The 15,461-nt window shown below is 43.5% G+C and carries 13 protein-coding genes; 2 read left to right on the forward strand and 11 right to left on the reverse strand.

Features of this window, described 5'->3' with window-relative positions:
- Positions 1-271: 271 nt before the first annotated feature.
- A complete protein-coding gene (locus HP398_RS29055) occupies positions 272-1,336 on the forward strand; it encodes an SDR family oxidoreductase (RefSeq protein WP_017247092.1) in 1,065 nt (354 codons plus the stop codon).
- 70 nt (positions 1,337-1,406) lie between these two features.
- On the opposite strand, the gene HP398_RS29060 is transcribed toward HP398_RS29055, so the two are convergent.
- Positions 1,407-3,158, reverse strand: coding sequence for an ABC transporter ATP-binding protein (locus HP398_RS29060; RefSeq protein WP_017247091.1), 1,752 nt, complete (start codon positions 3,156-3,158; stop codon positions 1,407-1,409).
- A 445-nt stretch (positions 3,159-3,603) separates the two neighbouring features.
- Complete coding sequence (locus HP398_RS29065) at positions 3,604-5,124, reverse strand: chitinase (protein WP_173624354.1); 1,521 nt, start codon at positions 5,122-5,124, stop codon at positions 3,604-3,606.
- Between the two features lie 480 nt (positions 5,125-5,604).
- On the opposite strand from HP398_RS29065, the gene glpT reads away from it, so the two are divergent.
- Positions 5,605-6,969 (forward strand): glycerol-3-phosphate transporter, encoded by a 1,365-nt coding sequence (glpT, locus tag HP398_RS29070; RefSeq protein ID WP_017247088.1) that lies wholly within the window; start codon positions 5,605-5,607, stop codon positions 6,967-6,969.
- 97 nt (positions 6,970-7,066) lie between these two features.
- On the opposite strand, the gene HP398_RS29075 is transcribed toward glpT, so the two are convergent.
- The 9 genes from HP398_RS29075 to HP398_RS29115 form a co-directional block, all read right to left on the reverse strand.
- On the reverse strand, positions 7,067-9,664 hold the full coding sequence (locus HP398_RS29075) for an ABC transporter permease (protein WP_173624355.1): 2,598 nt from the start codon (positions 9,662-9,664) through the stop codon (positions 7,067-7,069).
- The gene (locus HP398_RS29080; RefSeq protein WP_017247086.1) at positions 9,661-10,344 is read right to left on the reverse strand and encodes an ABC transporter ATP-binding protein; all 684 of its coding nucleotides are present in this window, start codon (positions 10,342-10,344) and stop codon (positions 9,661-9,663) included. Before HP398_RS29080 ends, HP398_RS29075 begins: the two co-directional genes overlap by 4 nt.
- 85 nt (positions 10,345-10,429) lie before the next feature.
- Positions 10,430-11,431 carry a sensor histidine kinase gene (locus HP398_RS29085; protein ID WP_173624360.1) on the reverse strand — a complete coding sequence of 334 codons (1,002 nt, stop codon included), beginning with the start codon at positions 11,429-11,431 and terminating at the stop codon, positions 10,430-10,432.
- Entirely contained in the window at positions 11,424-12,110 is a 687-nt protein-coding gene (locus HP398_RS29090) for a response regulator transcription factor (RefSeq protein ID WP_173624356.1), read from the reverse strand. Before HP398_RS29090 ends, HP398_RS29085 begins: the two co-directional genes overlap by 8 nt.
- 545 nt (positions 12,111-12,655) lie before the next feature.
- Positions 12,656-12,949 (reverse strand): spore coat protein, encoded by a 294-nt coding sequence (locus HP398_RS29095; RefSeq protein WP_017247082.1) that lies wholly within the window; start codon positions 12,947-12,949, stop codon positions 12,656-12,658.
- 17 nt (positions 12,950-12,966) lie between these two features.
- Positions 12,967-13,161 (reverse strand): hypothetical protein, encoded by a 195-nt coding sequence (locus HP398_RS29100; protein ID WP_017247081.1) that lies wholly within the window; start codon positions 13,159-13,161, stop codon positions 12,967-12,969.
- Between the two features lie 30 nt (positions 13,162-13,191).
- Positions 13,192-14,328, reverse strand: coding sequence for a zinc-dependent alcohol dehydrogenase (locus HP398_RS29105; protein ID WP_017247080.1), 1,137 nt, complete (start codon positions 14,326-14,328; stop codon positions 13,192-13,194).
- A gap of 17 nt (positions 14,329-14,345) precedes the next feature.
- Positions 14,346-14,714 carry a spore coat protein gene (locus HP398_RS29110; protein ID WP_017247079.1) on the reverse strand — a complete coding sequence of 123 codons (369 nt, stop codon included), beginning with the start codon at positions 14,712-14,714 and terminating at the stop codon, positions 14,346-14,348.
- A 13-nt stretch (positions 14,715-14,727) separates the two neighbouring features.
- The gene (locus HP398_RS29115; RefSeq protein WP_017247078.1) at positions 14,728-14,973 is read right to left on the reverse strand and encodes a hypothetical protein; all 246 of its coding nucleotides are present in this window, start codon (positions 14,971-14,973) and stop codon (positions 14,728-14,730) included.
- Between the last annotated feature and the right edge of the window lie 488 nt (positions 14,974-15,461).

Consider the following 15,461-nt stretch of genomic DNA (forward strand, 5'->3'; position numbering starts at 1 on the left):
CACCATAAATGTGCTGACCTTCATCAAGTTCATGTAAAGTATATTTCCCCTATTACTACCACTCTGAAACTTTACTACACCCAAACACGACAGTTTACTAATCACCCCAAAATTCAGATACCTAAAAAGTAGCAGCTCTGGAGGGTTTTTTAGTGTATTTTCACGATACTGTTTCATCCGCACTCGTCAAAGCTGCATTTTTCATCATATAATGAATTATTGATATTTCAGCAACTCCCTACCTAACAAACATACGGAGCTGGTTAACCATATGAATATCCTTGTAACCGGAGCAACAGGTTTTCTCGGAAAAAAACTCTCCCAAGATCTATTAAACGAAGGCCATACCCTTTACTTACTCGCTCGAAATGAAAAGAAGGCAAGCGATTTGTTGCATAGCTTTGCCGAAAAACACCGGACACGGGTACATATTTTACTAGGTGATGTTTCGAAAAAAGACTTGGGCGTCTCTGAAAATGATTTGAGACAGCTCAACAAAAAAATAGATGCGATGTACCATATTGCCGCATACCTGTCCTTCGATCCCGCTCAGAAACCGCAGACGTACGAGGTAAATGTAGAGGGAACAAAAAATACATTACAATTCGCAGAAGCCATTCGCTCCCCCCGCTTTATCTATGTGAGTACGGCTTACACCATCGGCACCGAAACAGAAGGAAAAGAAGCGCTGTACAGCCCGGAACGCTCCTTCGTAAACAACTACGAAGAGACAAAATGCTTGGCGGAACATCTCGTCTTCTCCTACAGCGACAAAATGGAGACCATCATTGTCAGACCGTCGATCATTATCGGCGATTCCAAAACGGGCGAAGCCGATACCACTTTTGGGTTGTATGGATTATTAAAAGGTCTTCGCGTACTGAAAAGAAGAGCATCGCGAACAGAAGGCTGGGACAAGCAAAAGTACCGGATCTTGGTGGATGTCGACGTGAACTCGAACCTCGTTCCGGTTGACTATGTCTCTTCTGTCTTGCTCGCAGCACTTACTCATGGGGAACAAAAGGAAATCTATCATGCTACCAACCCTGTTCCACCTACCCAACAATTGGTGGTCGATTGCATCAAAGAAGTCTTGGATTTTCCGAATCTAGTTCCTGTTCCATTTGAAACAGACGAGCTGCTAACCGAAGAAGAGAAAGCCTTCAATGCATCCATGAGCTTGTTCCATTCCTATTGGAAGCGGAGTATCTCTTTCCCGAATGACAACACCAAGAAACTACTGCAAAAAGTGGATCAAAGTGAACTGCAGATGGATAAAGAGATGCTGATTGGGATTATGAGTGGGTTTCAAAAGCAGGCTGTGCTTGCTACGTAGTTCTCATTTCGTTTTGTTCCAAGAAAAAAGAGCTACCCTAAAAGAGTAGCTCTTTTCTTTTCTTCTCCTTCTAGTTCAGAGAAGCAACCCTATCAAATTGCTTCGCATAGAGATGGGCGTACGCTCCATTGCGTGCCAGCAGCTCCTTGTGTGTGCCTTGCTCAGCAATACCGTCTTTGGTTAATACGATAATACGCTCCGCATTGCGAATCGTGGAAAGACGATGGGCGATAACAATGGTTGTACGTCCTTTTGCCAATGATTCTAATGATTCTTTGACGATGCTTTCACTCTCATTATCGAGTGCGCTCGTAGCTTCATCTAATATCAAAACGGGTGGATTCTTCAAGAATACCCGGGCGATACTTATGCGCTGCTTTTGCCCTCCAGACAGATTGACACCTCGTTGTCCGAGCTCGGAGTCGTATCCATTTGGCAATCCCATGATAAAGTCATGGGCATTCGCTTGTTTGGCTGCCATGATGATTTCTTCGTCGCTTGCTGCTGGTTTTCCGTAGCGGATGTTTTCCATCACGGTTCCCGCAAAGAGGTAGACATCTTGTTGGACGATTCCGATTTTATCTCGTAACGACTGTAGGTCGATATCACGCACATTGATCCCGTCGAGGTATACGTCTCCACCTGTCACATCATAAAAACGGGGAACCAGCGAACATAACGTCGTTTTTCCCGCACCTGATGGTCCCACTAATGCTACGTACTCTCCGGGATGTACCGTCATCGACAGGTTTACAAAAATATCGTCCAACTGCTCTTCATAACGGAACGAAACCTGCTGGAACTCAACTTCACCAAGCACCTCTGATATAGCCAGCGCATCCCGTTTGTTTTCGATATCCGGCTTCACGGCCATCAATTCCATAAAACGCTGAAAGCCCGTTATTCCTTCTTGCAGCAGTGTGCTCATCTGGGTCAGGCGCTGAATCGGCTCCATCATGAAGTTGATATACAATAAAAAAGTGATCAAATCTGCCAAGTCCAAGGTTTGGTTGACGATGTTGGCACTGCCAAAAATGATCACCGTTATCGTGATACACTGAATAATCGTTTCAACGCTATTGTAAAAATACGCTTCCGCTTTGTAGGTATTCTTACGGCTTTCCAGGAAACGATTATTTTCCCGGTTAAACTTCTCGATTTCCACGTGCTCGTTCGCGAACGATTTGACCACACGGATTCCTGACAAACTATCCTCTACCTGCGCGTTAACGTCTGCGATTCTTTCTTTATTCCTTGTTAATGCTCTGTTCAGCATCTTGTTAAAATACACAGAGAAAAGCATTAAGATCGGCAAGAAACAAAATACAGCCATCGTTAGCGGAGCATTGATCATAAATAAAATCACAAATGCCCCAACAAATCGAATGAAGTATTTCAAGTAGTCTTCTGGACCGTGATGATATAGCTCCGCAAGCATATACAGATCGTTCGTCAAACGCGACATGAGCTTACCGGTCTTTTCCTTATCATAAAAACGAAACGAGAGCTTCTGCATATGAGCGAATAGCTCACTGCGCATATCCCGCTCCATACGAGCTCCTATCTCATGTCCTTTATAGTCTGCATAGAAGTTAGCGATGTTTTGGACGATGACAAGAACAAGCATCAGTCCACCCATCCCGTACACTTCCTGTAGCGCCGTGGACAAATCTCCTTCGAGGATATCCTTCGTCACATACCGAACTAGCAAAGGAAACACCAAAGTCAAAGCAGATACAACAAAGGTACATGCCAATACCGACAGAAACACCATGACATACGGTTTGTAGTAGGAGAGAAATTTTTTGACTGGGAATCTCATGATTTACCCCTTTTTTCGTGTTTTTTTCAAAACACTTACAAGGGGGACACTATTTACATCATGATAGTAGCGAAAGTGTTCCACCCTTATAAGTTTGTGGGCTTTTCTTCATTCCGTTTCTCATGTAAATAGCCTCCTTATTGGTTGGTACACTTATTTTAAGCGATTATATGTCGATGTGCACCAGTTTATCCTGATTTTGTATAGGACTAAAAAATAAGCTTCCCCTTTGCCCATTTGTTGATGTCGGTTGAGGTTTCGGTCGAGTAACTCCGTAAATGGTGAATCCTTCAACCAAAGATTGGGATAAAATAAAAACTCGAGTCCCTGTACGCTAAGGAACTCGAGTTTTTGAATGCGGAAACGCCAGACGTGCAACCTAGCATTCTGCTTGCCCCGCTGGTTAAATTCTGGGTCACTCTCTTTTTGCATGAAGATTCCGTCATTACTGACTCAGTGAATCAAGCGAAGTGCGAACATGATTGGCAAACGAATAGTTATTTTTTGCATCCCAGTTGATAGACCAGGTCATAACTCCTTGGAACTGCGGATATCCAGCTGGATTTTGGAGTTTGTAAGTTCCTCCAAAAGACGTGCCTTTTACCAAGTATTGAAGTGCTTTCTGGATATCGGCAGGAGACGTATAGCCTCCCCCGGCAGCACTTGGAGCAGAAGGTAGCCCGATTGCGACTTGGTTTTCCCTCAAGGCCGGAAACATGTTATTAGGATTACGACCGATAGGGAATCCCTTCAATAACATTTCTGCCATCGCTACTTGGAAATCAGCCGTTCCTTGTTGATACGTACGACCATCTAATGCTTCTAACGCTCCGGAATTATAGTGTTGGACGTGGATATAATTCATTCGATCGCGAAGGGCATGAATCACAGGCAGATAAGCGCCCCACGGCCCACCATAGGAAGCGTAACCTCCTTGGACATAAGCCGTCTCTGGCGCCATCGTCAAAATGAAGGATGGGCCAAATGTAGTCGTGATCGTCTGAGTCGCTGAAATTAAGTTAATAATTTTAGGCGTTGTCGGATTTCTAAAATCAGTGTCCCCCGCATTTAGCGACAGGGAGCTCCCTTCCAGATCAATATCCATACCATCAAAACCATACGTTTGAATGATCGAGGTCATCGAGGTTATAAAATTTTGTTTGGCAGCTTCCGTCGTCAGCTCTACTGTACCATTCGCTCCGCCAATCGAGATGAGGACCTTCTTCCCTTTTGATTTTAAGAAGGCGATATCCGACTTAAATTCCTCAATCGATGCATTGAACGGCACGAATCCCATTGTCGCATGATCGCCACCGACTGGTTCTGCGAACGCAACATTGATTACATCGTATTTATCTGAGACATCTCTTAGCTTGAGTACCGTAGAACCATTGTCAAAATTATGCCAGTAGCCGATCAAAACTCGTTTGGATACCGGTTCATTTGGGGATTTAGATAAAGTTGTTACGGTTATCGAGGCGCTGGGTGGGGATACATTGCCTGCGGCATCTTTTGCCTGTATCGTGAATGAATATGTCGTATTTGCTAGAAGCCCAGTCACGGTATAGGAAGTTGTACTCGATGTACCAGCGAGTGTATCTCCGTTGTAGACGAGATACTCCTGAACAGCTATGTTATCCGTAGAAGCTGACCAAGATAAGCTGACCGAACTACTTGATATCCCTACTTCACTAAGATTTGTGGGGGACGTAGGTGGAATGGTATCGGGAACAGAGGGACCTTGCAGTTGCCACAGTGTCGGTACGTTGGGTGGTTCCCATCCGACAAGCGATGTATGAGCAAATGTACATTTATAATCTTGCCCTTGGTATGTAACCATGTCTCCTAACTTGTATACGGTGTTAGGAGTCCACGGTGTCATGGCGTGTGAAGACTGCGGAAATATAGAAAAAATTAAGATAAGCGACAGCACTACCAAAACTCCTGCTTTTCTCATCAAATGCATCAAACAAAGCCTCCTTCATTTTTACTTGTGCAAAAAAGAGTGTCATTTACATCTTTGCTTAACCCCCCTCTTACAGATGAGCTAATATAAAGATATCCTTATATTTGGAAAAAATGTATTTTTATGAATAAAGTATACATAAGAAAACCTCTATCGAGGCTTTTTCGAAGAGGTGCGACCGCGTTTTTGCGGAAAATTTTCTTAGCCTGCCTCCCACAGAGACAGACATATCATACTTCCAGCGTATACGATTACATGACCGTTCGCTATAGATCGCATCTTTGTTTGGAAAAATAACCCAGAATAACTTCGTTGACAACGTTTTCACAGAATAATAGAATACACTTAACAAGTTAACTATGATGGAGATTCGGAGACTCATACTTTTTGGCACTTTCATTTTTGAAAGCGCCATTAAGGTATGGGTTTTTTTACGTGTATCGCCATCATTGTTAGAAATCACTAAGGGGGAGGAATAAGATGCTCAAGCTGTTTAAGCCTGCACCGCCGATTGACAGATTGCCTGACGAACAAATTGATTCTGAGTATAAAAAGCTCAGGCTTCAGGTGTTTCTCGGAATCTTCATCGGTTATGCGGCGTACTATCTCATCCGCAAAAACTTCTCGCTCGCCATGCCTTATTTGATTAAAGAAGGATTTACAAGATCAGAGCTCGGCTTTGCGTTATCCGCCATTTCGATTTCCTACGGGATCAGCAAGTTTGTAATGGCCATTTTTTCAGACCGAAGCAACCCGCGAATGTTCTTGCCTGCCGGTTTAATTCTTTCTGCACTTATTAGTTTGCTGATGGGCGTTGTTCCTTACTTCACTTCATCCGTCTCGATCATGTTTGTGATGCTGTTCCTGAACGGTTGGTTCCAGGGAATGGGCTGGCCTCCATCCGGGCGTGTTCTCGTACACTGGTTTAGTGTAAGTGAAAGAGGAAATAAAACAGCCATTTGGAATGTAGCCCATAACGTTGGTGGAGGCTTGATGGCCCCCCTCGCTGTTGCAGGTGTAGCAATGTTCACCGGACTTTCGGGTTATACCTCTTCCGGGTATGAAGGCGTGTTTGTCCTGCCTGCTCTGGTTGCCATTGTCTTTGGATTCATTACGTATTTCTTAATTCGCGATACGCCGCAGTCAGTCGGCCTGCCACCTATTGAAGAATATCGCAATGACTATCCAAACAAAGAGAAGAAAACGTTTGAAACAGAATTCTCCACAAAAGAAATCCTTTTCAAATATGTGTTGAACAACAAATGGGTTTGGGCAATCGCGATTGCCAACATCTTCGTCTACTTCGTCCGTTACGGTGTTCTCGACTGGGCGCCGACCTATTTGAGTGAAGAAAAAGGCTTTGATATGAGCAAGTCGAGCGTTGCCTACTTCCTGTACGAATGGGCAGGTATCCCGGGAACGCTCCTGTGCGGCTGGCTGTCCGATAAATTGTTCAAGGGCCGCCGTGGACCCGCAGGATTTGTCTTTATGCTCGGCGTATTGATCGCTGTTCTGGTCTACTGGTTCAACCCACCTGGAAATTCCGTGGTCGATATGATTTGCCTGATCGCTATCGGTTTCCTGATTTACGGTCCAGTCATGCTGATTGGTTTGCAAGCCCTTGATTTTGTTCCGAAAAAAGCTGCCGGAACCGCTGCAGGGCTGACGGGTCTGTTTGGTTACCTGGGCGGTACAGTCACAGCGAATGCATTGATGGGGGTTATCGTTGATGCCTCCGGCTGGGATGCAGGATTTATGTTGCTGACGGCTTCGTGCGCATTGGCTGCTCTTGTTTTTGCTCTTACGTGGAATGTGCGGGGGCAAGAAGTAGTTAAAAATCATTAAAATAGCAAAAAGAAGGATGAAAATCGTTGTGATTTTTATCCTTCTTTTTTATGGCTTGAATAACCATTCTTCGCTAGTCCCAAAATTACCCGCTACATTAGATATTTTCGTTCTTCAGCGATTCAACAATACTCTGTTCTTTATATTTTCTAGTCGCATAGAGGATGGATGTACCTACAATGAAAAACACACCTATCCCTGCAAGGATGAGATTCGCCCAAGGCAACGTAAAAGCAAATTCAAAATTACGGCTAAGGCTCATGTAGATGAAAAACATCACGCATAAACTAATCGGTAAACCGTAAATAAGTGACTTCATTCCATAAAAGAATCCTTCGAAGCGTAGCATTTTCTTCATGCCCTCTGGTGTCATGCCTATGGAAGCCAACATCGCAAACTCACGTTTTCTCAAGGCCATCCCTGTCGAAATCGTGTTGATAATATTTGCCATGCAAATGAGTCCGATGAGAACCACAAACCCATAAAGGAATACGGATGTGACTGTGGCGCGATTCAGTGCATCCTGACGCTCCGCAATCAGATTGGTCGTATAGACATATACATCTGGATATCTGTTAATAATTGGGTTTATTTCATTTTCCAATGCCGCAGACTGCCCTGTTGTAAATTCAACCTCGCTGAAAATTTGCTCAGTCAGCATATCGTTACCTAGTTCTCGTAGCTTGTCAAAGTCTCGTTCAGAAACGACAAATGTCACGCTAGAAACATCTTCCTCGTATCGTAGCATAAAAGGTGGACGTTTATCCGTGATAGAAGCAATTCGGACTTTAGCTCCTTCAATCATAGTGAGAGGTATTTCTGATCCCTCTTGTACGGTTAGTTGAGTGATATCTGTAAAATTATGTTTTTCCTTCAAGGTGATCTGATTGACAAGTATGGCGGAAATCTCGTCACCTTCCCATTTCTTTGCATCAATCCCCGCGGATTGCAGGTACGCTGCAAAAGAAGCCTCATCAAGAGAAACAATCTTTGCAGACATGTTGTATTTCCCATCTGGATTAAGAGTATGGCGACTGGAGATGTCTGTGGTAACCTCGTTTTCGTTGAGGTATAGATCATTATAAAGAAGTTGAGTCTTCACTTTTGTTGTTGCGTTTTGGACAGACATCAAATCATTTGTTAATGAACGTACCCTTTCCCAATCGGCTCCCCTTGCGTATACGGACAGATCATATGGTAGCGGTGCTTGTGCCATATTATAGGACTTATCCATATACAACGAAAAGGAAGCAGCAGCAAGGTACAAGATTACACTGATCGCAAGAGAAAAGACCGTTGAGCGATAGTGGTGTTTATTCCTTTTCAGATTTTTTAATCCTAGTTCCGCTTCATATCCAAACAACTTACGGGTCATTTTGGATGTACGTACATCTTTTCCTTTTATTTCGATATCCTTTGTCTGGCGGATCGCAGTTATCGGTGTAATTCTCGATGCCCTCACTGCTGGAAACCACGCAGAAATGAGCAGCGTCAAAATGGAAAACAAAATGACAGCAATCATACTGTACGGCTCTATCACCAATCGCATCGGTTCACTAACGACAAACATTTTTTGAATGAATGGACTAAGCAAATGGAGAGTAACCCCAATACCAATGGACCCGAAAAACAACCCAGCTGGAATCGCTATGACCCCGATCACAGCAGCTTCAAAAAATACAGAAGCCCTTTTTTGCTGTTTGGTTGCCCCTACGCTAGATAACATCCCTAAAGTGCGACTACGCTCTGAAAGCGAGATCGAAAACGCGTTGTAGATGAGTGAGAAAGATCCAATCAGAATGATACTTCCAACGGTAAGGACTGCCAGATACATGGTGTTAAGAAAGCGGGAATCACTCGAAATCCCTGAATAAAGCAAAAGATCCCGGTTGTACTTGATTTTTACTCCATTAGATTTACCTTGATTATTTACTCCGCTCACCTTACTAGCGATCGTGTCACTCGTTTCATAAATGTCATTCCCTAAACCTTTAAAATCCTTATATTCAACTCTTACCGTGTAGGGGAAACCCTCCTCCAAGGCACCCTCTGAAAGACCACTAAATGCACGGTATGCAGCCATTGCATCCTGCTCTCTAGCTGGTGCTTGAACAATCCCGGTAATGGTGTATGTTTTCGTTTTTGTAGGCGTAAAGACTTCCTTTGATTGATAGGCATCATTGTTGCCCAACGTCTCGCTCGTACCATCTTTATTCAAGCTACGTTTACCAAAATCTAATGTGACTACATCTCCAACCTTCCAGCTAACACCGGCAGTTTGAAGAAACTGTGATGAAAGTGCCAGTTCATTTTCATTCTGAGGCAAACGCCCATCAATTGGGCTGATCCCTATTACATCATGATTACTGTGTCCAGTAATATACAAATAAGGCTTAGCCCTGTTTGCAGAGTTAGAAAGTCGTGCAAATCCGAGTTCCTGGTCAATGTCGTATCTTTCAATTGCTTCTGTATTTGTAATAACCGCAACATCTTCTCCTGTAACATCGAAAAAAGCTGCCTGCCATTTACCAGTGTAGGCAATCGTGTTTCTCTGCATCATATCCATGAAAGAACTACTAATCGAAAATACTGCTGTAAGCATTGCGACAGAAATGATAACCCCAATGATTGTAACAAGAGTACGGCTCTTATTCTGCTTCATATAGCGTAACGTGAGCTGATTTACGATATTCATCGCCTGATCACCTCATCTCTAGAAATCCTGCCATCCTGAATGCCGATAATACGGTCTGCTTGTAAGGCAATGTTTTCGTCATGTGTAATAACAATCAGGGTTTGATGCCGCTCTTTGTGTAGTTTTTTCAAGAGCTTCACAATCTCAGCACTGTTTTTGCTGTCTAGATTCCCCGTAGGCTCGTCAGCCAATACAATGGCGGGACTGCTAATCAATGCACGGCCAATGGACGCACGCTGCTGCTGTCCTCCAGAAAGCTGGTTTGGCAGATGCTTTAATCGCTGTTGAAGACCTAGAGTCTCTACGATATCGGAAAAGATATCTTGATTTACTTCTCTACCGTCCAACAGCAATGGTAGGGTAATATTTTCCTCTACATTAAGGACAGGGATCAGATTGTAGAATTGATAGATAAGCCCAATCTGTCTGCGTCTGAAGATGGCCAGTGCCGTTTCATTCATCGCGTACATATCAGTCTGGTCAACAATCACCTTACCGGATGTGGGTGTATCAACGCCCCCCAGAATATGTAGAAGGGTAGACTTCCCTGAACCAGATGGTCCAATGATCGCCACAAACTCCCCTTTTTGTACGGAAAATGAGATATCGTTCAGTGCAGTAACAGCTGTTTCACCATCACCGTACGTCTTTGACAGGTTCTCTACTCGCAAAATCTCCATCATGAACCTCCTAGATTCGTTATTACGTATAGAATAGCTGCCAAAGATGTCTCGTCGGTGACATTCAATCTTACAATTTTGTCATCTACATCATTTGCTTGTAGAATTTGATTTTGAATGCTGTGCCTACACCAATCTGGCTTTCCATAAACACATCGGCGTTTTGACTTTGCAAGATTGTTTTTGACATTGCTAGCCCTATTCCAATACTATCCGCTCCAGCATTCTTCCCTTTATAAAATCGTTCAAAAATGTGTGGAGCATCTTCCGGGCTAATCCCCTCGCCACTGTCGGCAATGACAATTTGTGTATACAATGCTGTTTCCTCACACGAAATAGCAATACGTCCCCCAACCGGTGTATGCTCAATCCCGTTTTTAATTACGTTCAAAATGGCTTCTACCGTCCAGTTTTCATCTCCATACACGAAAAGGTCTTCTTTACAGGAAAAAGAAAGCTCCTGATTTTTTAATTCCATGGGGACAAGGAGTGGTTCTAATGCCTTGTTTATCATTTTTTTGACAGATACGGATTCCTTCTTGAAAATAACGCTCTGCACATCGATTTTGGACAGCTTGAGCAATGAAGTCACGAGCCACTCAATACGCTTTAGCTGATTGATAATCTTGCCTAAGAACTCCTCCCTCTTGTCTTTTGGCAGACTCGGGTTGTTTAACAAATCAGCCATGACAAACATGGAGGCAAGTGGCGTTTTTAGTTGATGGGAGATGTTCGAAAGAGTATCTGCCAAGTATTGTTTGTCCTTTTTCAGAAGAGTAGACTGCTCAGACAACGTTAATGTGACTTTATAAATATCATTTTTCAGAATGCTCAATTCACCCTCAACGTTATCCCTAATATCCATCGTGGGTTGGCCTGAATAGACAGAAGCCAAATAATAAGCAAGCTTACTGATGTCCTGATAGCGTTTGCGGGTAAACAGGAAAAAACAGGAAAGGAGCAGAAATACCATGGCAATCGCCACAATCCCCGCTCTCCAATCGATTATCCAAAGAATTGTGATCCCCATGATGGAAATAAGCACGCTATACATACATAACTTCCGTATTTCTTTGTTTTTAAGCATGACTTCCACTCATTCGATAGCCAAGTCCGCGTACGGTTTCTATCACTTTGGGATTCTGGCTATCATCCTCCAACTTTTCTCGAAGCCGCTTAATGTAGACAGAAAGGGTATTGTCATTGATAAAGTTACCATCTAGATCCCAAATGCCCTCTAACAACTGATTTCTGGACAGAACTTGCCCTCTATTATTTATGAATGCCAACAGTAAACGGTATTCTAAAGCAGTCAGCATCACTTCCTCGGTTCCTTTGTACACTTTAGCCAGTTTCGTATTTACGACAACATTTCCAATCTTCACGTTGTCAGTCGGGGTATGGTCTTTTTGATAGTGCCTAAGGGATGACTTCATTCGGCTAATCAGCTCCCGAATACGAAACGGCTTTGTGATATAGTCGTCTGCTCCCATATCTAACCCCCGAACCACATTGATTTCATCATCACACGCCGTCAAGAAGATGACAGGTGCCTCCTGATTTTCTTTTACATATTCGCAAATCTCATAGCCATTACCATCTGGCAAAGTTAGATCCAGTAAATAAATATCAAAACGTTGTTGCTTGATTGTTTCAATTGCAGTTTGTTTCCCTTCACAAAGAACGACTTCATAACCCTCACTGGAAAGCGAATAGTGCAAACCATCTGCAATGGTCTTGTCATCTTCTACTACTAAAACCTTCAATGTTAATCCTCCCCTGGTTTCAAAATATCTATATACGGTTGATCTACGAAACACATCGTAACCCCATGTAAAAACAAGAATCGTATGTTACGTTGATTGAGCCATATAGTCATTATTGCCGATGTTATTTGTTATTAGTTCAATTTACTTAATTGGCAAGATACTTTGCAAGTTTGGAATAAGCTCGTACAAAAAATCGAAATGGATTTAGATGATCTTGAAATACTTCAAAATGAATTAGCGAGAATAGATGAATCTATGTCATTCACAGTAAGAAGTACTAACTCTATGGCCCTTCACGATCACGCGACAGAAGGTACATTCGGTTGTTTTTTTGATTATCAGCGATAATGAAAAAAGACGCCCATGGCGTCTCTAACATTTTCACAGCGTGAGGAAATAAAAAGGATATTACTGTCTCATAAAATGAAGCCAGAATCATTTTTTTACCTGGATGTTTTCCGGGTCCCCCCTTCCAACTTCCACCGTAGAAATGACGCCCATGCTGGTCTTCTTGTGAGAAAAAGCACACTTCGAAGGGTGCTTTATGGCAAATTCAACGCTGTTTGGATATTCTGTTGATCCAACTTAATCTGCTCGTTAACATTCCAAGGGTGGTACCAGCCCTGCTCGATCATGTACGTACTAATTTTTTCGTGCAAATCAATCGCTTCTTCCAATTGTTTGGTAAGCGTAGCTTTTATTTCCGGAGTGCCTGTTTCGGTTAGAGCCATGGCGTAATTTCTCACACCACTCTTGGCTGAGATTAGCAAGTCCATTGCCACTACTTGATCCGTCATGCCACCCATGCCGATCATATCTTGAAGAATACCAGCCATATCTTGTCTTCCACCTCCTATGTAGCTGCATTTGTTAGCAACGAGCTCAGCTCCTGAAGCTGTCTAGTAGATACATGAACATCATCGGCTAAAATTTGTTTTAACGCTTCGTCCGCAACCAATGCTTGCATGGTCTTGGATTTGGTCAAGCAAATGGTTTTAAAAGCAGCAATCTCATGAACCTCCAGCTGTTCGTGCAATCCATATGCCATCGAAGGACAGCCTCCCTTTCCACGATCTAGTTAAGGCTTTAGAACAACTTTGATGCAGTTGTCCGTCTTCGTATCGAACACTTCGTATCCGCGCTTCGCGTCGCTCAAAGGGATAACGTGGGTGATGATGTCGCCGGGATCCACTTTGCCTGACGTCACGAGTTCGTACATATACGGCATGTAGTGGATGACTGGGGCTTGTCCCGAACGAATATTGACATTGCGTTGCATGATGTCGCCAAGAGGAAACGCATTATATCGTCCTCCGTAGACACCGGTAATTTGAATCGTGCCAGCCTTCCGCACGGCTTGAGAAGCGATAACCACCGCACCCATTGCGCCCCCTTGCAGTTTTAGGCCACTCGCGAGAAACTCCAAATCGGACATTTTCCCGTCCATACCAACAGCGTCAATGACAACATCAGCGCCACCCTTTGTCATTTCCTTCAGATAGCTTCCAATATTTTTCTCTTGCTCAAAGTTTACGATTTCCACATTGTTCGTACGCTTTGCATGCTGCAAGCGGTAATCGACATAGTCGACCGCGATTACACGTTTTGCGCCCTTCAGCCAGCAAAACTTTTGTGCAAGAAGTCCCACTGGACCGCAGCCCAAAACAATGACTGTATCTCCGTTTTTCACACCGGCATTATCAACGCTCCAGTAAGCGGTCGTCATGGCATCGGCGATCAGACACAGCTTTTCGTCTTCCACTTCGCAGTTTTCAGGGAGCTTGAAATGGGTGAAATTTGCGAAGGGCACCCGTAAATACTCGGCTTGTCCTCCAGGATAACCGCCAGTCGTGCCTGAATAGCCGAAGTAAGCACCCATATCCCCATTCTCATTTGAATTATCGCATTGGCTTTCTAACTGGTTCTTGCAGTAGAAGCACTCCCCGCAGGCAATATTGAATGGAATAATGACGCGATCTCCCTTTTTCAGCTTGGTTACGCCCGGGCCAACCTCTTCAACAATACCCATTGGTTCATGGCCGATGATATAGTCTTCTTGCAAATTCGGAATCATTCCGTGGATTAAATGCAGGTCAGATCCGCAAATTGCTGTGCTGGTCAGCTTGATAATCATATCGTCGGGTTTCTCGATCTTTGGATCTGGAACTTCTTTTACCACGACGTTCTTAATGCCCTGATATGTAACAGCTTTCATCCATTGTTCCTCCAATATTATTGTTCATCTGGCGTCCGATCGAACATGCCTTTGCGCGAGGTATCCTCAGGGAAAAGCTTCATTTGTCCAATTTGGATGGTGTTCAAGGCCGAAAGCTGGTCCAATTGATATTGTTCATTGAGTTCGTAAGGGTGGAACCATTTTTTACTAATCATGAGCTCAGCAATTTCTTGATGGATAGCGATCCCTTGGTGGAGCTGCTTGCGAAGTACCGCTCTAGCCTCAGGGGATACTGTTTCTGTCAGGGCGATTGCCGTGTTTCGGACGCCCTCTTTGGAACGGACGAGGAAATCCATGGCAAACGTCATATCAGCCATCTCCGGCATGTGTAACGCATTAATCGGATCTTGATAATCGTTATTCATTCGAGTATCACCTTCAATTCAATATAGGAGTAGGGCGATTTTGCGGAACCGGGGCTTGGAATGGAGCTTTCTGATAGACTGCCTGTAGCTCGGCAATTGCTTGCGTAGTTTGTTCTACGTCTTTTTGCATCAATGCTTTTAGATCCTGATCGAATACGATGCCTTGCATCAATTTAGACTTGGCAAGGCAGAGTGTCTTGAAGTTGAGTGCTTCATGGATTTCAAGTGATTCATGTGCAGCCAGTGTTTGCCTATCCATTATGTAACGACCTCCTTCCAGTTACATGAACATGTATATTCTGCCCTTTGTGTATAGTGGTATTCAGAGATAACTACTGTGTCGGAATGGTTAGTAGAAGTTACGTTCGCTTGGCTGCCTCCAATATTTGATGTATTTTTCTAGTCAATCGAATCATCTACTAAAGCGTTGCCGAAACAAGCGAAAAAGGTACCTATCCGAATTCAAGATCACGCAGTTCATCCACCAGCATCTTTAGCTGCAAAGAGTAAGCATAATTCTGAACACTGTCAAAAAGCATGCTTTATGACACATCAGGAAACAAACCGTATTCTGTATGTCAAAATGTGTATCATTATTCGTTGAAATATTTCATTTTTTCCTTACTCTTTTTGACATACTTGTGCTTAATCCATGGGAACTAAAGATTGTTCGGGCTCTGTTGTGCTGTTCAAGGCTAATATAGTATTAGACTATCCAAACTTACCGTACAAAAAGCCAGTCAAAAC

It is taken from the genome of Brevibacillus sp. HB1.4B (assembly GCF_013284285.1).
In the GTDB taxonomy this organism is placed as follows: Bacteria; Bacillota; Bacilli; order Brevibacillales; family Brevibacillaceae; genus Brevibacillus; species Brevibacillus porteri.

What these genes read in the sequence shown, in the direction of transcription:
- HP398_RS29110 (WP_017247079.1), bottom strand. Translation starts at nt 14,714, where the DNA reads ATGAATAACGATTATCAAGATCCGATTAATGCGTTACACATGCCGGAG.
- HP398_RS29055 (WP_017247092.1), top strand. Translation starts at nt 272, where the DNA reads ATGAATATCCTTGTAACCGGAGCAACAGGTTTTCTCGGAAAAAAACTC.
- HP398_RS29115 (WP_017247078.1), bottom strand. Translation starts at nt 14,973, where the DNA reads ATGGATAGGCAAACACTGGCTGCACATGAATCACTTGAAATCCATGAA.
- HP398_RS29060 (WP_017247091.1), bottom strand. Translation starts at nt 3,158, where the DNA reads ATGAGATTCCCAGTCAAAAAATTTCTCTCCTACTACAAACCGTATGTC.
- HP398_RS29095 (WP_017247082.1), bottom strand. Translation starts at nt 12,949, where the DNA reads ATGGCTGGTATTCTTCAAGATATGATCGGCATGGGTGGCATGACGGAT.
- HP398_RS29080 (WP_017247086.1), bottom strand. Translation starts at nt 10,344, where the DNA reads ATGGAGATTTTGCGAGTAGAGAACCTGTCAAAGACGTACGGTGATGGT.
- HP398_RS29105 (WP_017247080.1), bottom strand. Translation starts at nt 14,328, where the DNA reads ATGAAAGCTGTTACATATCAGGGCATTAAGAACGTCGTGGTAAAAGAA.
- HP398_RS29085 (WP_173624360.1), bottom strand. Translation starts at nt 11,431, where the DNA reads ATGCTTAAAAACAAAGAAATACGGAAGTTATGTATGTATAGCGTGCTT.
- HP398_RS29075 (WP_173624355.1), bottom strand. Translation starts at nt 9,664, where the DNA reads ATGAATATCGTAAATCAGCTCACGTTACGCTATATGAAGCAGAATAAG.
- HP398_RS29100 (WP_017247081.1), bottom strand. Translation starts at nt 13,161, where the DNA reads ATGGCATATGGATTGCACGAACAGCTGGAGGTTCATGAGATTGCTGCT.
- glpT (WP_017247088.1), top strand. Translation starts at nt 5,605, where the DNA reads ATGCTCAAGCTGTTTAAGCCTGCACCGCCGATTGACAGATTGCCTGAC.
- HP398_RS29065 (WP_173624354.1), bottom strand. Translation starts at nt 5,124, where the DNA reads ATGCATTTGATGAGAAAAGCAGGAGTTTTGGTAGTGCTGTCGCTTATC.